The organism is Anaerococcus sp. mt242 (assembly GCF_016798225.1).
Lineage (GTDB): Bacteria > Bacillota > Clostridia > Tissierellales > Peptoniphilaceae > Anaerococcus.
On the sequence record NZ_JAEUYX010000017.1, the window covers coordinates 1 to 19858 of the forward strand.

The 19858-nt window shown below is 31.5% G+C and carries 21 protein-coding genes; 3 read left to right on the forward strand and 18 right to left on the reverse strand.

The window, feature by feature from the left end; all coding sequences use genetic code 11:
• Nucleotides 1–70 precede the first annotated feature (70 nt).
• The 4 genes from hemZ to JNO63_RS06920 form a co-directional block, all read right to left on the reverse strand.
• On the reverse strand, nt 71–1357 hold the full coding sequence (gene hemZ, locus JNO63_RS06905; protein ID WP_203127859.1) for a coproporphyrinogen dehydrogenase HemZ: 1287 nt from the start codon (nt 1355–1357) through the stop codon (nt 71–73).
• Nucleotides 1358–1424: 67 nt separating this feature from the next.
• Entirely contained in the window at nt 1425–2057 is a 633-nt protein-coding gene (locus JNO63_RS06910) for a CpXC domain-containing protein (RefSeq protein WP_203127861.1), read from the reverse strand.
• A 7-nt stretch (nt 2058–2064) separates the two neighbouring features.
• A complete protein-coding gene (locus JNO63_RS06915) occupies nt 2065–2484 on the reverse strand; it encodes a PPC domain-containing DNA-binding protein (protein ID WP_203127863.1) in 420 nt (139 codons plus the stop codon).
• A 42-nt stretch (nt 2485–2526) separates the two neighbouring features.
• Nucleotides 2527–3066: an ECF transporter S component gene (locus JNO63_RS06920; protein WP_203127865.1), complete on the reverse strand. Its 540-nt coding sequence runs from the start codon at nt 3064–3066 to the stop codon at nt 2527–2529.
• 63 nt (nt 3067–3129) lie between these two features.
• Here JNO63_RS06920 and JNO63_RS06925 point away from each other — a divergent pair, with 63 nt between their 5' ends.
• Entirely contained in the window at nt 3130–3792 is a 663-nt protein-coding gene (locus JNO63_RS06925; RefSeq protein ID WP_203127867.1) for a hypothetical protein, read from the forward strand.
• Between the two features lie 14 nt (nt 3793–3806).
• Complete coding sequence (locus JNO63_RS06930; RefSeq protein ID WP_203127869.1) at nt 3807–5333, forward strand: ClC family H(+)/Cl(-) exchange transporter; 1527 nt, start codon at nt 3807–3809, stop codon at nt 5331–5333.
• A 49-nt stretch (nt 5334–5382) separates the two neighbouring features.
• Here the strand turns inward: JNO63_RS06930 and JNO63_RS06935 are convergent, their stop codons facing one another.
• From JNO63_RS06935 to JNO63_RS06965, 7 genes are all read right to left on the reverse strand, one after another.
• A complete protein-coding gene (locus tag JNO63_RS06935) occupies nt 5383–6072 on the reverse strand; it encodes a hypothetical protein (protein WP_203127870.1) in 690 nt (229 codons plus the stop codon).
• 105 nt (nt 6073–6177) lie between these two features.
• A complete protein-coding gene (locus tag JNO63_RS06940) occupies nt 6178–7191 on the reverse strand; it encodes a CAP domain-containing protein (protein WP_203127872.1) in 1014 nt (337 codons plus the stop codon).
• An 87-nt stretch (nt 7192–7278) separates the two neighbouring features.
• A complete protein-coding gene (locus tag JNO63_RS06945; RefSeq protein WP_203127874.1) occupies nt 7279–8928 on the reverse strand; it encodes a hypothetical protein in 1650 nt (549 codons plus the stop codon).
• Nucleotides 8921–9643, reverse strand: coding sequence for an ABC transporter ATP-binding protein (locus JNO63_RS06950; RefSeq protein ID WP_203127876.1), 723 nt, complete (start codon nt 9641–9643; stop codon nt 8921–8923). The genes JNO63_RS06945 and JNO63_RS06950 overlap by 8 nt, the downstream gene beginning before the upstream one ends.
• A 127-nt stretch (nt 9644–9770) precedes the next feature.
• Complete coding sequence (locus tag JNO63_RS06955; protein WP_203127878.1) at nt 9771–10811, reverse strand: hypothetical protein; 1041 nt, start codon at nt 10809–10811, stop codon at nt 9771–9773.
• Nucleotides 10812–10951: 140 nt separating this feature from the next.
• Nucleotides 10952–11461, reverse strand: a complete 510-nt coding sequence (locus JNO63_RS06960; RefSeq protein WP_203127880.1) for an FUSC family protein — start codon at nt 11459–11461, stop codon at nt 10952–10954.
• Nucleotides 11458–12291, reverse strand: a complete 834-nt coding sequence (locus JNO63_RS06965; protein ID WP_203127882.1) for a nucleoside hydrolase — start codon at nt 12289–12291, stop codon at nt 11458–11460. Before JNO63_RS06965 ends, JNO63_RS06960 begins: the two co-directional genes overlap by 4 nt.
• Nucleotides 12292–12420: 129 nt before the next feature.
• On the opposite strand from JNO63_RS06965, the gene JNO63_RS06970 reads away from it, so the two are divergent.
• Complete coding sequence (locus JNO63_RS06970) at nt 12421–12747, forward strand: hypothetical protein (protein ID WP_203127884.1); 327 nt, start codon at nt 12421–12423, stop codon at nt 12745–12747.
• Nucleotides 12748–12785: 38 nt separating this feature from the next.
• Here JNO63_RS06970 and JNO63_RS06975 read toward each other — a convergent pair whose 3' ends face one another.
• The 7 genes from JNO63_RS06975 to JNO63_RS07005 all read right to left on the reverse strand — a co-directional run bounded on the left by JNO63_RS06975 (nt 12786) and on the right by JNO63_RS07005 (nt 19831).
• On the reverse strand, nt 12786–12959 hold the full coding sequence (locus tag JNO63_RS06975) for a hypothetical protein (RefSeq protein WP_203127886.1): 174 nt from the start codon (nt 12957–12959) through the stop codon (nt 12786–12788).
• A 49-nt stretch (nt 12960–13008) separates the two neighbouring features.
• Nucleotides 13009–14079 carry a sigma-70 family RNA polymerase sigma factor gene (locus JNO63_RS06980; protein WP_203127888.1) on the reverse strand — a complete coding sequence of 357 codons (1071 nt, stop codon included), beginning with the start codon at nt 14077–14079 and terminating at the stop codon, nt 13009–13011.
• Nucleotides 14080–14117: 38 nt separating this feature from the next.
• Nucleotides 14118–14645 (reverse strand): YacP-like NYN domain-containing protein, encoded by a 528-nt coding sequence (locus JNO63_RS06985; protein WP_203127890.1) that lies wholly within the window; start codon nt 14643–14645, stop codon nt 14118–14120.
• Nucleotides 14632–15336 (reverse strand): 23S rRNA (guanosine(2251)-2'-O)-methyltransferase RlmB, encoded by a 705-nt coding sequence (rlmB, locus tag JNO63_RS06990; protein WP_203127892.1) that lies wholly within the window; start codon nt 15334–15336, stop codon nt 14632–14634. Before rlmB ends, JNO63_RS06985 begins: the two co-directional genes overlap by 14 nt.
• A complete protein-coding gene (cysS, locus tag JNO63_RS06995) occupies nt 15336–16757 on the reverse strand; it encodes a cysteine--tRNA ligase (RefSeq protein ID WP_203127894.1) in 1422 nt (473 codons plus the stop codon). Before cysS ends, rlmB begins: the two co-directional genes overlap by 1 nt.
• The gene (gene gltX, locus JNO63_RS07000) at nt 16758–18239 is read right to left on the reverse strand and encodes a glutamate--tRNA ligase (RefSeq protein WP_203127896.1); all 1482 of its coding nucleotides are present in this window, start codon (nt 18237–18239) and stop codon (nt 16758–16760) included.
• A gap of 155 nt (nt 18240–18394) precedes the next feature.
• The gene (locus tag JNO63_RS07005; RefSeq protein WP_203127898.1) at nt 18395–19831 is read right to left on the reverse strand and encodes an alanine/glycine:cation symporter family protein; all 1437 of its coding nucleotides are present in this window, start codon (nt 19829–19831) and stop codon (nt 18395–18397) included.
• Between the last annotated feature and the right edge of the window lie 27 nt (nt 19832–19858).

Sequence of the window (19858 nt, forward strand, 5' to 3'; positions counted from 1 at the left end):
TACATTCCGCTTAAAATATTATTAAGTTATTCCGTGTTTATGGGTTCAGCTCATTTATTTGTCAGCTTTTTTAATTTGATTCAATCATCATATTTTTATACCTTATAATATTTTCTATATTTTCTGTGTAATCACGTAAGTTACGAGCATTGCGATATTTTTTACCATTCATAAGCTTAGTATTAGCGTTCATACCCAGGCCAATGACATTTTCTAATTCTTCATTAATAATTATATTGTATCTTTGAGCTGTATTATTTTTTTGATATCCTACATTTTCCAAATTAGAAATAATATTTTTTTGACGGTAGAGATAGTAGGCTTTATAATAATTTTTTTCTGTAAAATCTTTTATGGACTTGCTAATTATCAATGAATCTTCTATGGAACCTTTTTTATTATTTTCCCTGTATTTGCTACCGGATTTTGTAGCCAAAGCGTGAAATGTGATATTATCTGGCTGAAGTTTTTCTAATATCTCAAAGTTTTTCTCAAAATTTTTTGCACTTTCTCCAACAAGTCCAACTATAAAATCCATATTAATTATAAATCCTAATTCTCGAGCTTTTTCATACATTTTTAGAAAATGATTGTAATCATAAGCGCGTCCTACAGATTTTATTATTTCTTTATTAAATGTCTGTGGATTTAGAGAAATACCTGTAACTCCATAATTGTTAAGTAGCTTAAGTTTTTTCTCATCAAGTGTGTCTTCTCTACCAGCTTCAAAGATATACTCAAATGAGAAAAATCTCTCATTTATCTTATCTAATAATTTTTCAAAGTCATAGTGGGATAGGTCTGATGGTGTTCCACCTCCTACATAAATTGAATCAAGATCTGTAGGTAAATCTATCATATCAATTTCATGACATAAAGTATCGATATAAGTCGACCTATCATGGTCAAGACCAATTAGTGTAGGATAAGAACAATAATCACATCTACTAGGGCAAAAGGGAATATTTATATATAAATTGAAATCATCTTTATTAAATCTCATTTTATCTTGTTCATTTTTGATATCTACTAGTAAATTAAGTTTCTCAACTGAAAGAAAGTATTTTTCTTTTATCTGATCTGGACTTTGCTTTTGCAAAAGCTTGGATGGTTTTGATCCAGTAAGCATTCCCCAAGGGGATTTGTAGCTAGTTTTTTTTACTAATATGTTATACAAAGTAGATTTAAGCTGATAATTATCTTTATAATCATAATTCTTTTTATTAAAAATCACTTTATTTTCTAATATTAAAATATCACCTTCATCGGCAAATATTATTTCGCTATCATCGTAAAATATATTTAAAATATCATATACACTTTTTCTTTTGTTTTCATTTTCCAAGTAAATTTTCATGGTACAATTATACCTTTTACAATAAAAAAACCTTAAATTTTACTGTAATTTAAGGTTAAATTTAAGTTTATTTTAAAAATTCATAAGCCCAATTTTTATCTACTTTTTCAGCATTTTCCGCATCAAATAATCCATCGTACTGGCTAATTATTTTATTATATACTTCTCTTACAAAACTTAGGGTATATTCCTTACCATCAGTGGTTTTTATTAAATATGTGTTTCCATCTACTAATCTAAATGAAATCACATCATCATGGTCAAATGCTAGTTCATTGCTTTCTAGTAAGATGTATTTCATGATCTCTACTGCCTTATCTGACAAGTAATTTTCAAAAATAACAATTTTTTCGCGAAGTTCTTCAATATCACTTGTCATCCTTGTAAGATACTTTTCTTGCTCTTCTTTGTGAAATCTATCTAGTAGGCTAAGACTTGATTTAAAGGCAAGTCTTGCTTTTTTATCCACAAATTGTGGGTCATTTACAAGCATAAATTTGATTTCATCATCAGTATAAGCAAATCTGTAATTTAAAATAAACTCGTGATTGCAATTTGGACAATGTTGGATAGCAAATTGATTTGCCAATATTAGTTCTCTATCATTTGTTGCAGAAAAAACTGCTGTATTCATTTCGTTTTCAAAAGAATGGCCACAAGCCGGGCAAGTTATTCCAAATATTTTTTCTCTAGTTTGCATAATCCACCTAAAATTCTATAATATTGATGCCAAGCTCAGAATTAGCTTGTTTTTCTAATTTACCATCTATTAAGTCTACAAAAATTTCTGCTGTAAAAGAGCAAGTGGCCTCTCCCAAATGACCGCCAATTACTTTTGATCCTTCTCCTGCACAAGTAATGTGGGTGTGTACAATTGGTTTTTGATCAAATATTGTAATATTACCAATAAGGGAAGTAATTTCTAGATCTTCATTATAGATATCCCATTCATAATCATCTTTTCCCGGGTGCAAGACTCCGATTTTTAATTCATTTACTGCACCTATACCTTGAAAATGAGCTCCTGTAATATTTTCTTCATTGGCTAGTTTTTCAAGTGATTCTATAATCTTATCACCTTTTTTTAATCTAAGTACTATTTTGTTATCAAATCTCTTATAATCCATAAAGTCACCTCTTAGGAAAATAGATACCCAATAATGAGCTAACTATTCAAATTTGACTGCTTTTAAGAGAGGGATCGCAATTATGGATGCAAATATTACTGATATAAGACCATTGAGCAAAGATACACCAGCTTTTTGGGCAAGTTCTACCATAGATGCTTCAAAAGTTAGATTCAATATATAATAATTTTTTATAAAAGTTTTGCCTAGATACAAGATAATATAAGTTAGTTGACCCAAGATAGATGCAAGGATAAGTCTTGTCTTATTCTCTCTATCACATCCTTTATTAAATATATATCCAGCCACCGCTGCCATAGCAAATTTGTTTATAAAAGTTGTTGGTGCAGATGTAAAATATACTGGATCAAAAAGATCAAACAAAGTTGGACCTATACCTGCAGCAAGTCCACCATAAAGAGGTCCTAAAATAATTCCAGAAAGTAAGCAAAAAACATTTCCTAGATGAAAACGGGTATTGCCAAATGGAGTTACAAAAGGGATTTGTAAGTAATTTGAAACAAAAGTAAGTGCTGCAAAAAGTCCTACGTATGTAAGTTTTTTTGTTGTTAAATTTTTCATAAATCCTCCTAATTAAATAGTATATCATATATATATCAAGTAAAATAAAAATGAGGTGATATAATGAGTAAAAATTTAGGTCCAATACATTTTATGATGTATGACAAAATAAAATTTCAAGATAAGATAACAAATTACTTACTAGATGGCAATACAAGTGAGGTTGATAAAATAAATAAACCAGTATCAACTGAGCCACTAGAAGATCTTATCGATCAAGACAACATCCACGGATGGCTTGATTCAAAAATTGATGTAGTAGAAAATAGGCTAAACTATGCCTTAAATCATAGTGAAAATACAAAAGAAAAAATGTATGCATTTGGTAAGGAAAATGCAAAAGGCAAAGATTTTTCTGATTTTAACGGAGTATTTACAGATTTAAATATGCTCTTACTGGATGGTATGCCTTGTGATAGGGGTATGTCTGCCCAAATCGATGAAAAAGGAGATTTATATCTGATTACAAATAATAATCTTCATAGCAAATATGAAAACCAAGATATAAATCCAGAAGATTCAAAGAACAATGTTTGTGCCGGTGGCCACGATCATGATCATCACGAGAGCTTTGAAGTTTCTAGCAATGATGATATAAATTTAAAAAGCGAAAATTCTTCATATCATGATTATCGTTATGAGTTTTTAAAAGGATATTTTGCTGATAGCCCATATGATGTAGAGATGGTAAATGGCATAAACTATCGTATTTATCCTAAAAATTAATTTGTCGGTACAAGATGAAAAATGATTTTAACAAAAAGAAAAAATTAATATTCAGAATACTGACAGATTCTATAATTGTGGGGGCTTTCGCTGGCCTTTTTTCAGTACTTTATAGATTTATAATTTCAAAGATGGATACTTACAGAAAAGTTTTATATAGTAACTTTGATTTTAAATCTTTGCTTATTTTAATAATTATGGCTGTAATAATTTCATTTATTATAAACAGATTATTAAAATGGGCTCCTCTATCCGGGGGAAGTGGTATCCCTCAAATCCGTGGAGAAATCTTAGGAAAATTTAAAATGAATGAGTGGCCAACTATGATATCAAAAATTGTAGGTGGTAGCCTTGGAAATCTCATGGGATTTTCACTTGGTAGAGAGGGTCCTTCTATACAAATGGGTGGCGCAAGCGCAAAGTTTGTAGGCAAGATTTTAAAAAGACCACCAGATGAAATAAAATATATGATTACAGCTGGTGCAGCTGCTGGACTTGCCGCAGCATTTAATGCACCTATGGCAGGTTGTATTTTTGCTATAGAAGAGCTACATAAATCATATTCAAAATTTGTTCTTCTCCCAGCATTTATAGCATCTATCATTGCAAATTATATTTCTTTTTTAATAATGGGTCCCGAATCATCTTTTAGCTTTGCAATTATAAAATCTCTTCCAATGAAGCTTATATGGATTGCAATATTAGTTGGTATTCTAACTGGAATAGTTGGCGGATTTTATAATGTGATGATAATAAAATTTCAAGACTTATTTAAGAAAATTAATTCAGATATTTTAAAATATGCCCTACTAATGGGTGTTACAATTATAATTGGATTTTCATTTTTTGAAATAACAGGTGGCGGGCATGCTCTTTTAGAAGAAATGGCCTACACTAGATTTCCTATAAAATATTTATTGGCAATACTCGTAATAAAATTATTTTATACAACTTTTTGCTATGGTTCAGGAGTCCAAGGCGGTATTTTCCTACCAGTACTTGTCATTGGAGGATCATGTGGTGCTTTAATTTTTTCAATGCTTGAAAATGGTATAAATTTAGACCAATATTATATAAACTTTATAATATTGGGCATGTCTGGTATCTTAGCATCAGTTGTCAGAAGTCCAATTTTATCTGTAATCTTAGTTTCTGAGATGATATCAAGCTTCCAACATTTATTATCTATAGCTGTAGTTGTTATTGTTTCTTACTATGTAGCTGAAATATTAAAAATTGATCCAATTTATGACACACTTTTTGAAAGACAGTTAAAAGATAAAAACTTATTAGTAGCCCAAGAAAGAGATTTATCTAATTACTCAATCCTTGAGTACACAATAGTTGATGGCCTTGAAGTAATAGATAAAAAGCTAAAAGAAATAAAATTCCCAAGACATATCTTAATAATGTCTATAGAACGCGATAATCATGAATTTGTTCCAAATGCAGAGGATAAAATTTTATTAGGTGATAAAATCACTGTGCTAATAGATGCAAAAGATTCTCTAGAAATAGATAAGTATTTAAAACGAGAATAAAATTAAACAAAAAAATAAAAGCGAGGATTTTTCCCCGCTTTTAATAATTTTATCTACCATTTGCTTTTAAAATGGCATTGGCTCTGCTGATAATTGTATTTTGTTTTTCAATTAATTGATTTAAGGCAGGACCATTTTTTTCAGCTAATTGTGGCATAGTGTCCATTAAAATTTTTGCTCCAGCTATGGTCTCCTCTGCTTGATCAATTGCATTTTGTAGTTTATCTAGCTGTTGTTCTGAAATATTAGAAATAGGATCTTGTATTTCTATTTCTTCCTCTACTGGTTTTTCAACTTCAGTAGTTGTTTCAATAATTTCTTCTACTGCTTCATTAATTTCTTGATCACGGTTTGAAATATCTTCATCTATTTCTTCGATAGTTTCTACTGCTTTTACAGGGCTTGTTCCTATTGCAGAAATATCATTTTCTCCTACCATGCCATTATTGTTTCTATCATCCATAAATGCATATAAATAATTTTGCCCCTTTACAATTGGTAATCTATATTTACCGTGGGCTTTTACTTCTTTAAGAGTTATTTGAGTGTTATTGTTGGTATTAATAGTATCTATTTCGCTTCTTTGATCCGCTGATAGATTCAAGTAAGCTTGTCTTGTTCTTCTTGACCTATAAAAACCTGAATTTGTATTAATGTTATCTGCAGAAGCGGAACTTGCGAGTCCTCCAAATAATATTGAGGCTGATAATGCTGATACTAATAATTTTTTGTATTTCATAATTACTCCTTTAAAATTATTATCTTTAATAGATATTTTCTCATAATTTAATAAAAAACACAATTTATCTACAAAAAAAGACAGAATTTCTTCTGTCCTTTGCTTTTATTTATAATTAGCTAATATTTTTTCTGCTCTATCAATCAATTTTTGAGAACTTTCTATTAATGCATTCAGTTTATCTCCATTTTTTTCGACAAATTGTGGCATAGTTCTCATTAAAAGTTTTGCTCCAGCTATAGTTTCTTTTGAATTTGTAACTGTGTTTCTTAATTTTTGGATGCTTTCTGGAGAAAGTTCATCTAATTTTACTGGATTTGCTGTTTTGTTTTCGACTTTTGGTGCATCTGCTATATCTCCAGCATATATATTATAATTTCCTACAATATTTACTGAGTTTTCATTTACATTTGAAATATTAAAGTCAAATACTCCTACCCCGTAATTCCATTTGCTATTTGTATTTAATGCCGCATAGCCAATGTGTTTTAATTCTGGGTCTAGAATGATGTGTAAGTGTCCATTATCAGAATTTGATACCCCTTTTGATTCTTTCAATAATTGGTATTCTGATTTGTTATTTTTTATTTTTGATGGCTCAAATGCCCATTGACCAAAAGATTTTTTTGGGTCTTCTTTTTGGGTACTTGAAGCTAGGATTTCTGCACTCGCATAGATTCCGCTTTTTGTTATAGCGGTGCTATTATCTGATCCGTCTGGTCTATTATGAGAAAGTCCAGTAATGGTTTGTTCGTAAGCTCTTTGTATAGCAATTCTTTCTAGATTATTTGACCAAGTAAGTCCATTTACATAGGCTTCTTTGCTAGAAAATCCATTTACTTTTGCTACATCTTGAAGACGCTCACCATTTTTGTTTGATCCTTCTAGGGTATATAAAATATTTTCATCCCATAATCTGGATCTTATGGCACGTATTTCAGATAAAACTTCATTTTTTAAAGCTTCATCTTGTTTTAGGCTAAAAGTCTCTTCACTAAAAGCAACTTTTCCAGTATCTACACCAAGATCAAGTCTTGATTCTGCTGCAAATGCAGGATTTGCACCCAATAGAACAAATGATAGGGCAAGAGAAAGGGCTAATTTTTTATAACTTTTCATATTTATCTCCTAATATAATATATTACATATACATTATACACTAGTTTTTTTGCAAGATTCATATGAAAATTCATTTTTATTTAAGTACTAATCATTAATATTATAAAATCCTTTTTTGTAGGCATTAAGAGCTCTAGCGTTTACAAATAGTGTCATAGCAAGCATTATTATAATCATAATTGCATAGGCTATAAATATATTTGCGGCAAATATCTGGGTCAAAAATACCCCCAGACCCACCATTAGAGCTACAATAATTAGGCTTAAAAAATAATATAGTATATTTATCACTCCGCCCTTGCTGAGCTCTTCAGGCTTATTCCAATTTGTAATAATTTTTTTGCTACCCAAGCTAAGACCAAAAGCACTTGCTAAAACCGATCCTAGGCTAAGTCCTAGGAAAAACAGGATAGCATTTGAAATTCCAAATCTAACAAAATATAGAAATATTAAGCTCAGCAAAATATTAAAAATACTAAAGGCAAAAAAGCCTGCAAATAATCTTGCGAAATAATGTTTTTTAGGGTCAATCGGCAGGGTTTGGAATAGGTAAAAACTTGTATGTTCACGGGAGAGAGCGGTGGATGTAATATTTGAATTGCACCAAATTAGTAGGCCCAATAAAAATCCAATCACTAAAACCCAAAATCTAATTTCAGGATCAAAAAAAGCCATACTACCCAAATCAGCACTTATTTGTTTACCCATCCTAGCTCCCATAAATCCAAATATAATTAGCATTGGTATGCCGCCAGCTATAAAAACTACATTTGAAAATAGATTTTTTATATCTCTTTTAAATATAGCCCAAACTTGGGATTTTTGATTGAAATTTATGTTTTTCTTAGCTTGTTTTTTATCAGTTTTTTGGGTGGTTTTCTCTTCTAAGCTCTTATAATAATTTTTATCAGCAAACTTGTAGGATAAATATAAAATCAAAGCTGAAATAGCAAATAAAACTAAGCTAAAAATCACTTTGTTTTTCAAATCACCACCTACAGCAAGCCCAAAAAATTTGGCATTAAAAAATACGTCCTTAAGTCCTAAAAAGTTTTCAAAAATCTTATTAATTTGCCCCAGGTTTTGGCCAATTTGATTTTCTTCCCTAATTAATGGCAGGGCATAGGCAAGGCCAATTACTGAAAAAAGTAGGATATAGCCGAGGGTTTTAAATAATTTTCTGTGCCTATTTATGCTTGTAAAACGCATTAGCAAAAGTATTACAAATGTAATTAAAGAATATACTATCAAAATTAGGCTTATAAAATTTATTAACCCAAAGACCAATACACTTATATCAAAACCCTTGTGTATTGTGTAAATTACAAGACTTATTATAAAAAATAATATGAAATCTACATAGGAAATTACATTGCCTATGATTTTTCCAATAAAAAGTTCCCCCTGGCTAATGGGCATGGTCTTATAAACTTCTGTTTTTTTATCTGAAAAAAAGTTGGAAATGATAGTTGGTATATAAAATATCACTATCATAAGACTCATTATTATGCCAAAATAAGTAAAATAATGCACATCGCCATTTTCTCTTCCAAGAAAAGTCATCCCCACCATATTCATAATCATATAAACCATGTAGGATAAAAATATGTAAGTAAAGATGAAGTAAATGATTCTTAAAAAATAATTCTCTGGTAAGTTTGCTGCTTTTTTTCTTTTCATATATGGGAAAAATGCTTCCCAAAGAGAGTATTTTGCAATAGTTTTGATATTATTCATCAGTAAGCTCCAAGAAAACTGCTTCTAGATTTTCCTTATGATTTGATTGAGATTTGATCTCATCAAAACTACCCATGGCAATAATCTTGCCCCTATTTATAATTGCAATCCTATCGCAAAGTTCTTGGGCAACACTCATAACGTGAGTTGAGAAAAATACTGCCTTGCCATTTGCTGCACGTTGTTTTAAAATTTGTTTTAGATTGTAAGCAGATTTTGCATCAAGACCTACCATTGGCTCATCTAAAATTAAAACTTCTGGATCATTTATCAAAGCACCAATTAGGGCTAGCCTTTGGGCCATACCATGGGAATAAGTTTCGATTTGATCGGACATTGCATCCTTTATGTCAAAAAATTCTAAATAATAATCAAGTCTTTGCTTGCGAGTAGCTTCATCTATCCCATAGATGTCTGCCAGAAAATTTATGTATTCATATCCCGAATAAGATTCAAAAAGTTCAGGGTTATCCGGAACATAAGAAAATTGTTTTTTGTAGGCAATTTGGTCATCTTTTATATCTATACCATTTATAGTAATTTCACCACTTGTTGGAGTATTTATACCAACTATGGCCTTGATGGTTGATGATTTGCCTGCACCATTTGGTCCTAAAAAACCAAATATTTCCCCATCCCTTACTTCAAAATTAATATTATCTACTGCAGTTTTTCCAGTTTTGTATCTTTTTGTAAAATCTTTTACTTCAATCATTACTACCTCCGTTTCAATGAGTATATCATATCAGAAACGAACAAATAAAATATACTTTATATATTTTTTATTTACAACTAAAACCCAGTCCATATTTGGACTGAGCTTTTAATTATTATTTAATCTTTTAAATCAGGCCTTTGCCTTTTAAAATAGCTTCAGCTTTTTTGATAACTTCTTTTTGTTTCTTGACTAATTCAGTAATTTTTACGCTGTTTTCACTAGAAAGATTTGGCATAGTTTCTTTGAGTATTTCTGCACCCTTTATTGTTTCTTGAGCATTTAAATACGAGATTTTCAATTTCTCTAGCATATCTTTTTGTGAATTATCTTTATCATTTTTATAATTTTTATCACCTATTGATAATGTGTATGGACCTACTAGATTTGTAATTTGATTGCTGCTTGAATCCATCTTTGAATTCATATCATAAGACAATTCCACTACTTCATAGAGGGTGTTTGTTTCTTCATCTGCTAGTTGAGCATAACCAATGTATTTTATTCCTGGATTTAGTAGAGTGTGTAACTCAAAACTTTCAGGAGTTAATTTCCCATTTGCTGCAAGTAATTTATCATATTGGCTTTGACCTGTTTGATCATTCGCAAATGACCATTGACTTGAAGCCTTCATCTTATTACCATTAAGATTTGTTTTAGAGACAATCTCAACATCTGAGTGGATACCATTTATTGTTGCTGATTTAAAATTAGATCCATCTGGTCTAGTATCTGATGAATCACTGTATTTTTGTTCAAAAGCCCTTTGAATTGCTATTTTTTCTAAATCAGTTCTCCATTTTAGCCCAAATGCATAGTCTTTCATTGTTGTATATCCAGATTTTTCTGCTGATTCTCTCAAATTATTGCTTTCACTTTTTGTTCCATCTGGACTTACACTAACGTAAGGGATGTTTGAATCCCAAAGCTTAGAACGGATATCTCTAATCTCATTAAGGAAATATTCAATTTCATCTTGGCTTTGTTTTAAGTTTACAGTTTCTTCGATGTATTTACCTTTGCCCTTATCAACCCCCAAATCGATGATTTGGCTAGCCTGGCTTTCTTCTTTTGCATAGCTATTTACTGGATTGACTAGGCTTGCTTGCCCTAAAAATGAAAATGATAAAGCAAGAGTTAGTGCTGCCATTTTTTTAATATTTTTCATGATTTTCTCCTTTATTATAGCTGCTTTTATGGCGATTTTTACTTAAAACTACTAACATCTTCTTTATCCTTATACCCCAAGAAAGTGATTTTATTCGATTTTTATATAAAAAAACTCCCAAATCTGGGAGCTAGTTAAATTTATAAATTATTCTTATTTTTGTATTTTTCTCTAAAGGCAAAGTCTGACCAGTTTACCAAGATTGCAGAAATTACTCCAATCATAGTGTCAAAAGTCCTATTGAAAGCAAAAAGAAAAGGTAAATTTGCTTCCTTACCGTGGTTAATTGTTATTGATAAAAATACTATGGCCATTATAGAAATTGCTTTTGGCTTATTGGCCATAGACATTATCCAAATTATTATTGATGATAAAAAACTAATTAAAATCAGCTCAAAAGCCTTTGGTAAAGTATTTGCCGGTACTATCAAAAGGTAGATCAGCCCACAAAGACCTCCAAGCATGGTTCCAATTATCCTATTTTTACCTATATCTCTACTTCCCTCTACATCTGATTTTAAACAAATAATTGCAGCAATTGCACTATAAAAAGGCAAACCCTCACCTGGTCTATAGGAAGAGATTAGCATAGCAAGGGTCACTGCAAAAAAAGTTTTAATTATCCTAAGTCCTGGAGCTTTTATTTTCATAGGCTGCCTAGAAGAAAATCATAAAAGGCTTCTTCATTTACCCTAGTTACCCTATAATTTTTCTTTCTGCTATTACTCCTATAAAGACTACCCACTTCTCCTTCAAGGTCGCTGGTGATAACACCAAAACCTGATTCTTCAAAGATGAAGGCTTCTGGAGCCTGGGTTAGGTATAAAAGCAGTGGCGCTTTTAAAAGTCTATTTTCTAAAGGTTTGTTCTTAAATTCATCTAAAATAGTGTCTAGATTTTTATCTTTACCATAAAGTTTAGCAATCATCTCATCTGAAAGAAGTGGATCATTTGCAATCTCAAATGGCAATAAAAATAAATCTATACTTGAATTCAATATTTTATCAACAGCTTCAGGATCGTCCATAAAATTTCCTGAGACCCTGCCATCAGTTTCCCCACCTAAAATAAAAATATGGGAAATATAATCTTCAATTTCCGGAGCCTCATCAAGGGCCTTGGCAATATTTGTTAGTCTACCGGTTGTAATTATATCAAGTCTGCCACAGTCCTCTGCCTTATCAATTATATTTTCATAGGCTGGCATAGTTTCTATATAATCTTTGCTAGTTGTAAAAATTTCCTTATCCAAATGATGGTAATCTCTAAAAGGTTTGCCAGCAGCAACTGGTAAAAATAGACCTTCTTCAGTTGAAAGTCCTACAATATTTTCTGCTGCTAAAACTGGATTCATCTCACCATCAGCTGTAGACATGCCAAGGATTTCAAAATCATAAGATTTAAAGGCCATATAAGTCATAAGAGCCTCATCTTTTGCAAAATTTGTATCTATATATAAAAAAGGTTTTTCGTATTCCATAATTCCTCACTTTTTTTTACTATACTAAGACCAAAGCATTTTACCATTTTCTTTATATATTATTTATTTTTTAACCAATCGGGTAAGGTACTTAGAAGATAAATTAAATAATATAGGAAAGGGGAATATATGCAAATGCTAAAGGTTGCCTTGTGGCAATATATAGAAAAACCAACAAAAACTTCCGATTATGTGAGAACTGTATTTTCTTGGATAATAGTTATAGTATTTATAGGATTATTTAATGTCTTCTTTGACAAATTAAACTTAAATACATATATTACAATATTTTTAAGGATCCTATCTATAATAGTACTTCCTTATGTATTTCCAGCCTTACATATATCCACTTTGGAAAAAAGATCTTTAAGTGGAATTTTGTTTAGATTTAATAGTATTATAGGAACAATAATTGCTCCAATATATGTGTATAAATACATATCTAAGACTAAATAAGCTCATAAAAAACACCACAGGATAAATTTTCTGTGGTGCTATTTACTTTCATTTTTAGAGCTTACTATTATATCTATTAGATATATAAGGGCAAATCCTAGCATAAAGTATCTATAGTACTTGTATGAATCTTCTACTAAAAATTCAAATGATACATATATAGCTAGATAAACTAAGGAAACTATCAACATTATTTTACGATTTTTATCCATTTTTACCCTTTTTTTATAAAAAAAAGATGCGAATTATCTCGCATCTTTTTTAGTTTTCAGCATCTGAATATTCTTTAAGTTTTCCTAGGGCTTGGTTTTCTATTTGTCTTATACGCTCTCTAGATAAGTCATAGATAGATCCAATTTCCTCTAGGGTTTTTGGTTTTTCGTTATCTAGGCCGTAGCGGTAGATGATTATTTGTCTCTCGCGTTCTGTAAGCTGTTCTAGGGCTTGCATGAGGAAATTTTCCATATCACGCTCTAAAATAAGCATATCTACTGGTGTTGATTCATCGCCTACCATATCCATCAGCTCATCTCCTGTGGAGTCTTCGCTATCTAAATTTATATTAAGAGATGTAGAATTTACTTGGTTGCGGTTGATTAAAAACAAATCATCTGCTTGTTTTTTATCTATACCTTCTTTTTCCAAAATTTTATAAATTTCTTCATCACTTGCTTCTGGGTTTGCCTTTAGAATTTGTTTTAATTTGTTAAGTTTCAAATATTTTCCAGCTGGGATACGGATTGTGTGCCCTTCTTTGTTTATAGCTTTTCTTATGGCCTTATCAATCCATTTGTAGGCATAGGTTGTAAATTTGTAGCCTAGGGTTAGGTCAAATTTTTCTGCTGCACGAATCATACCAAGCATTCCTGATTGAACTAAATCTTCTAAGTCCAAGTCATTGCCATGAGACCTATAAAAATATGAGGCCCTGCTTCTTACTAGACCTTGGTTTTTTTCTACCAAGGCTGCAAGTGCATTTTGATTGCCTTTTTGAAATTGTTCTACAATTTCTTCGTTAGTTAAATCTGACATCTTCATCATATCGCTACGAGTAATTGGTGTGATGGCTGTGGACTCGCTTCTTTTTATTTTTGGCTCATCCTCATCATCATCTTCATCAATATCATCGATTTCTTCGATGTCATCTTTTTCTTCATAGTCTTCATCTTCTAAGATCTCTTCATCCTCGATGAAGTCAATTAATTCTTCTTTTTCCTCATCGGTTAGTTCTTCTAGGACATTTGCAATTTCTTCCTTGCCCATATCCTGGGCATTGAAGTAAGAGCGTATCCTTTCAACTACCCTTTCATCTTTTAAATTTATTTTATCCATATGTCACCCTTATTTTGAATTTATTTTACCTTGTGTTTTTATTTTTTATCCAGATTATTTTTTATCTGGTCAATTTTTTCTATCATTTCTTTGGATAAGGGAAATGAATCGAAATTTCTATTAAAATCTTGTTTTTTTCTTCGATTTATTTTTCGTCTATTGTTATATATTTCTGACTTAAGCTCTGTTGATGTCATCCTAACAGCACCTTTGTTTGATGCTAGGATTTGGATTTGCCCATCATCTGTGACAACTTTTAGATTGTGCTTTTGAGATATTTTTAGAATTTGCTTTTCAATATAGGTATCTGCGGTTTGAAATCTTTTTGTATAGACAATCTTCATACCAAATTTTTCAGATATTGTCTCCTTGGGCCTATCTAGATTGTAGGCATCAAATACGATTATAATTTCTTCGCCTGACATTGACTTATATTCGGCAAGCTCATCGATTAATTTTTCTCTGGCAGATTCTAGGGATGATTTTGAAATATCAGATAGATTTGGCCATGCATTTATTACATTATAACCATCAATTATGGTGATATTTCTCCTATTTAAAGCCATTTTGCCTTAAAACCTCATACATGCTTAAAGCTGATGCTACTGATGCATTTAGAGAATTTACTTTTCCAAGCATAGGGATTTTTACTAGGAGATCGCAATTTTCTCTTACAAGTCTGCTAAGTCCATCTCCTTCATTGCCTACAACTAGGGCAACTTTGCCAGATAGATTTGTATCGGCAATGGTTTCTTTAGCTTCACCAGCTAGTCCATAGATCCAAAATCCATTTTCTTTTAAGCTTATCATAGTTTGGTTTAAATTTGTTACCATGACTACTTTTATATTATTTATAGCACCCGCACTTGTTTTATAAACTGTTGGGTTTACCTTAGCTGAGCGGTGTTCTGGGATAATAACTCCATCAAAACCAAAGCTTTCTGCAGAACGAATTATAGCTCCCAGATTGTGTGGGTCTTCGACTTTATCTAAAAGTATGAGTCTATTTGCATTATTTAAATCTTCTAGGCTCGCGTACTTATATTCATCCACCTCGATCATGACACCTTGGTGGTTCATATCAACATTTTCAAAAAAAGTCTTGTCAACGTATTTGATAGGCACATTGTTTTTAGAAAGCTTATCAACAATTTTGCCTACTATCGGAGTTTTTTGATCCATAATGTAGGCCTTATGAATTGTAAGTCCTGCATCAATTGTTTCTAAAACTGGTTTTCTGCCATAAATCTTATCCATTAGATTAGCTCCCATTTTACACCCTCGCGGGTATCTTTGATTGCTACTCCCATTTCTTTTAATTGATCACGGATGGCATCTGCTTTTGCGAAGTCTTTTTCTTTTTTGGCAGCATTTCTTTGCTCAATAAAATCTAAAATTTTTGCCTCATCTACTTCTGCATTTACCTTTTGGCGGTTTTCTATACCTAAAACTTCTTCTAGTTCTAAAATCTTGTCTAATACAGATTTTATTAATTTTTTGCTATTTTCAGATGAAACTTTTGTATTTGCAAATTTTACTAATTCAAATAAAACTGTAATGGCATCTGCTGTGTTTAAGTCATCATCCATTACTTCAATAAATTTATTTTCAAAATCTATAAGTTCATTTAATAGATTTTGCTCATCATCAAACAATTCATTTTCACTAGCATTTTCTACTAAATCTTCTAGTCTAAAGACAGCATTATTTATTCTATCTAAGGAATTTTTGGCACCTTCTATGATTTCACGAGTAAAATTGATTGGCTGACGGTAATTGGTTGTAAGTAGCCAGAAACGAATCACCATTAAATCATATTCTTTTTTAATATCGTGAAGGGTAAAGAAGTTTCCAAGTGACTTACTCATTTTTGTACCGTCTACTTGGATCATGCCATTATGCATCCAATAATTTGCAAAAGTTTTTTCGTTTAATGTTTCTGATTGGGCGATTTCGTTTTCGTGGTGAGGAAATTCTAAGTCTTCTCCACCAGCATGAATGTCGATTGTTTCTCCCAATATTTTTTTATTCATAGTTGAGCATTCTATATGCCAACCTGGACGACCAGCTCCCCAAGGAGAATCCCAAGAAACTTCGCCGTCAATCTTTGTTTTTTTCCAAAGGGCAAAGTCTACTGGACTTTCTTTTTTGCTAGCTTCTTTATTATCTAATCTATTGCTTGCTCCGTGAACTAAGTCTTCTACATTTTTTCCAGAAAGTTTGCCATAATTATTTGCTTTTTCTACTCTAAAGTACACATCTCCATCTGCTTCGTAAGCCGCGCCTTTTTTGATAAGTTCACTTACAAATTCGATTATATCATCCATCACTTCTGTAGCGCGTGGATGAATTGTGTTTGCTTCATCTAAGTTTAAATCATTGGCATCTTCCATAAATGCAGCTATATATCTATCTGTAACTTCTTTTGTAGAGATATTTTCTTCGATTGATTTTTTGATAATTTTATCATCAACATCTGTAAAGTTTACTACATAAGTAATGTCATAGCCGCGATATCTTACATATCTTCTAAAGGTATCAAATACTACTAAAGGTCTTGCATTTCCAATATGCATATAATCATAAACAGTGGGCCCACAGACATACATTTTGATTTTGTTTTTTTCTATTGGTACAAATTCTTCTGTTTTTCTTGTGAGCGTGTTATGAATTTTCATTTAAAAATTTTCCTTTACGTAATTTAATCTTTCTGCTATTTTTTCTTTGCCCATTAAAATCATTACATTTGATAAATCTGGGCCGTGTACTGATCCTGTGATAGCTGCTCTAATTGGGAACCATAGGTTTTTACCCTTGATGCCTGTTTCTTTTTGTAGAGTTTTCATAATTGATTTTGCAAAGTCAGCGTCAATTTCGTCTACTTCAGCTAATTTTTCTAAATAAGCATCTACTAATTTTTTGCTATCTTCTTCTTTTAATACTTCGATAGCTTCTTCTTGCCAATCCATTTCATTATCTGCTAGGAAATAATTTTGTGATAATTTTGGTGCATCAGAGAATTTATCAATTGCTGATTGCCATGTTTCTGCAAGGAGTTTTAAGTTTTCTTCTGGGTAATTTTCATCAATTAGTCCAGAATTTTCCATAAACGGTTTGATTTTTTCAGCTAATTCTTCTACTGAAAGGTCACGAACATAGTGTCCATTTACCCAGTCTAGTTTTCTTTTATCAAAAACAGCACCAGTTTTATTTACCCTATCAAAGTCAAATTGTTTTGCTAATTCTTCCATAGTAAAGATTTCTTCTTCACTATCTGGTGACCAACCTAATAAGCTTAGGAAATTTATTAGTCCTTCTGGTGTGTATCCTTCTTCTATAAAGTCTTCTACCATTCCATCGCCATTACGTTTTGAGTATTTTTTATGATCTTCGTTTAATACAGTTGGTAGGTGGATGTATTCTGGTGCATCCCAACCAAATGCTTCGTATAGGTAAACGTGTTTTGGAGTTGATGAGATCCATTCATCACCACGTACTACGTGAGTGATTTTCATTGCATTATCATCTACAACTACTGCAAAGTGATATGTTGGATAGCCATCACGTTTTATAAGGACTTGGTCATCCATATCGTCAGTATTAAATGTAATTTTTCCTTTAATTCTATCTTCAAAGGAAATATCACGATTTTTTGGTAGTTTTAGTCTTACTGTATACTCTTCACCATTTGCTACTCTTTGTTTTGCTTCTTCTAGTGGAATAGATCTACAAAGTCCATCATATTTTGGTGTAAGACCATCAGCTTTTTGTTGGTCACGTACTTTATCTATTCTTTCTTGAGAGCAGAAGCAGTAGTAAGCCTTGTCTTCTTCTATTAATTTATCGATATATTCGTTATAGATGCCTGCTTTTACCCTGTCAGATTGGATGTATGGGCCGTATTCACCTTTTTCAGTAACTTTGCCATTTTCATCAAGCATAACACCTTCATCGATTTCGACACCTGACCAGTCAAGCGCTTTAAGTAAGTTTTCTAAAGCTCCTTCTACAAATCTAGTTCTATCGGTATCTTCTATTCTTAAAATCATTGTTCCATCTGTATGTCTTGCATATAAATAGTTAAATAATGCAGTTCTAAGTCCACCGATGTGTAAATAACCGGTTGGAGATGGAGCAAATCTTACTCTAACATCACTCATGTTAACTCCTTCTTTTCTCAAAATTTATAAATTTTTCTTATATATTTTAGATAATGAAAGGGAGTGCATAACACTCCCTTCCCTACTTAACTTATTTAAGTATAACACGGTATACTCTAAAAATCAACTTTGTCAATAAGTTTTTTTGATTTAACTCATATTCTATTGTCTATTTTATTTTCTGTGTTATCCCAAGCTGTTATTTCATCTAAGTATGGGGAAAGTTCCTTGATAGCTGATGGATTAAAAACAGGATCTTTGCCAGATTTTAATTGCTTCATATAATCATAATAACAAGCAACAGCTACTTTTCCAATAATCATTAAAATTATTAGATTTATAATAGCCATTATCCCCATAAAAATATCGCCTGTATTCCAAACCACAGAAAAATCTCCAATTGCCCCTAAAAATACAAATATCAATACCAAAATCCTGTAAATTGCAAGACCAGTATTTCCAAGACCCATTGCTAAAATATTATTTTCCCCATAATAATAGTTTCCTATGATTGAAGAGAAGGCAAACATTAAAACACAAATGGTTAAAAAATGTTGGACCCAAGGTCCTATTTCTGTTGCAAGGGCTGCTTGAGTAATATCAAGCCCCTTTAAATTTGGATTTAAATAAATTTCTTCTCCGCCAATGATAATAACAAAGGCAGTGGCAGAACAAACTAAAATTGTATCTAAATATACACCAAGCGCTTGAATTAATCCTTGCTTAGCTGGATGAGAAACATCTGCAACCGAAGATGCATTTGGCACAGCTCCCATACCAGCTTCATTTGAAAAAAGTCCTCTTTTTACACCATTTAAAATTGCAGTCCCAAAAAGTCCACCAAGTCCTGCTTTCATATTAAAGGCTTGTTCAAAAATCAAGGCAAACATATGTGGAACTTTTGTAATATTTGTTATTAAAATAAAAATTACAAGGCCAATATATGCTAAGGCCATAATAGGTACTAGTAGAGAAGTAATATCAGTAATTCTTTTTAAGCCACCAAATATTACAAAACCTGAAATAATTACAACTATTAATCCTACAATCCAAGCTGTAGAGTTAAAGGAATTTGAAAAACCTGATGCTATAGTATTTGCTTGCATGGCATTAAACATAAATCCATATACAATACATATTATTATTGAAAATAAATTTGCTAGCCCTGGTTTTTTCATTGTTTTATCTATGTAAAATGCAGGACCACCCTTAAAAGACCCATCTTCATTTCTTTCCTTAAAAACTTGTCCTAAGGTGTTTTCTACAAAAGAAGATGCTCCTCCGATTAAAGCGGTAATCCACATCCAAAATACTGCTCCGGGACCTCCAACTGCAATTGCAGCTGCAACTCCAACCACATTTCCTGTTCCTATGTGGCTTGCAGCAGAAATTGTAAACGCTTTAAAGGGAGATATTGATTTCTCATCCTTTGGCTTAGAAGTAATTAATTTTAGAGCATGGTTAATATTTGCTATTTGCCCAGCTTTGAGTTTAAAAGTATAAAATAATCCTATACCCAAAAGCAAGGGTATAAGCATCCATGTATAAATCCCATCACTTAGGATTTCAGTTATCTTTTTAAAAGCTTCCATTGTTATCTCCTATTTTTAATTTAGTGA

Excerpts from the sequence above, each read along its gene's own strand:
- hemZ (WP_203127859.1), bottom strand. The coding sequence starts at position 1,357 with ATGAAAATTTACTTGGAAAATGAAAACAAAAGAAAAAGTGTATATGAT.
- JNO63_RS06910 (WP_203127861.1), bottom strand. The coding sequence starts at position 2,057 with ATGCAAACTAGAGAAAAAATATTTGGAATAACTTGCCCGGCTTGTGGC.
- JNO63_RS06915 (WP_203127863.1), bottom strand. The coding sequence starts at position 2,484 with ATGGATTATAAGAGATTTGATAACAAAATAGTACTTAGATTAAAAAAA.
- JNO63_RS06920 (WP_203127865.1), bottom strand. The coding sequence starts at position 3,066 with ATGAAAAATTTAACAACAAAAAAACTTACATACGTAGGACTTTTTGCA.
- JNO63_RS06925 (WP_203127867.1), top strand. The coding sequence starts at position 3,130 with ATGAGTAAAAATTTAGGTCCAATACATTTTATGATGTATGACAAAATA.
- JNO63_RS06930 (WP_203127869.1), top strand. The coding sequence starts at position 3,807 with ATGAAAAATGATTTTAACAAAAAGAAAAAATTAATATTCAGAATACTG.
- JNO63_RS06935 (WP_203127870.1), bottom strand. The coding sequence starts at position 6,072 with ATGAAATACAAAAAATTATTAGTATCAGCATTATCAGCCTCAATATTA.
- JNO63_RS06940 (WP_203127872.1), bottom strand. The coding sequence starts at position 7,191 with ATGAAAAGTTATAAAAAATTAGCCCTTTCTCTTGCCCTATCATTTGTT.
- JNO63_RS06945 (WP_203127874.1), bottom strand. The coding sequence starts at position 8,928 with ATGAATAATATCAAAACTATTGCAAAATACTCTCTTTGGGAAGCATTT.
- JNO63_RS06950 (WP_203127876.1), bottom strand. The coding sequence starts at position 9,643 with ATGATTGAAGTAAAAGATTTTACAAAAAGATACAAAACTGGAAAAACT.
- JNO63_RS06955 (WP_203127878.1), bottom strand. The coding sequence starts at position 10,811 with ATGAAAAATATTAAAAAAATGGCAGCACTAACTCTTGCTTTATCATTT.
- JNO63_RS06960 (WP_203127880.1), bottom strand. The coding sequence starts at position 11,461 with ATGAAAATAAAAGCTCCAGGACTTAGGATAATTAAAACTTTTTTTGCA.
- JNO63_RS06965 (WP_203127882.1), bottom strand. The coding sequence starts at position 12,291 with ATGGAATACGAAAAACCTTTTTTATATATAGATACAAATTTTGCAAAA.
- JNO63_RS06970 (WP_203127884.1), top strand. The coding sequence starts at position 12,421 with ATGCAAATGCTAAAGGTTGCCTTGTGGCAATATATAGAAAAACCAACA.
- JNO63_RS06975 (WP_203127886.1), bottom strand. The coding sequence starts at position 12,959 with ATGGATAAAAATCGTAAAATAATGTTGATAGTTTCCTTAGTTTATCTA.
- JNO63_RS06980 (WP_203127888.1), bottom strand. The coding sequence starts at position 14,079 with ATGGATAAAATAAATTTAAAAGATGAAAGGGTAGTTGAAAGGATACGC.
- JNO63_RS06985 (WP_203127890.1), bottom strand. The coding sequence starts at position 14,645 with ATGGCTTTAAATAGGAGAAATATCACCATAATTGATGGTTATAATGTA.
- rlmB (WP_203127892.1), bottom strand. The coding sequence starts at position 15,336 with ATGGATAAGATTTATGGCAGAAAACCAGTTTTAGAAACAATTGATGCA.
- cysS (WP_203127894.1), bottom strand. The coding sequence starts at position 16,757 with ATGAAAATTCATAACACGCTCACAAGAAAAACAGAAGAATTTGTACCA.
- gltX (WP_203127896.1), bottom strand. The coding sequence starts at position 18,239 with ATGAGTGATGTTAGAGTAAGATTTGCTCCATCTCCAACCGGTTATTTA.
- JNO63_RS07005 (WP_203127898.1), bottom strand. The coding sequence starts at position 19,831 with ATGGAAGCTTTTAAAAAGATAACTGAAATCCTAAGTGATGGGATTTAT.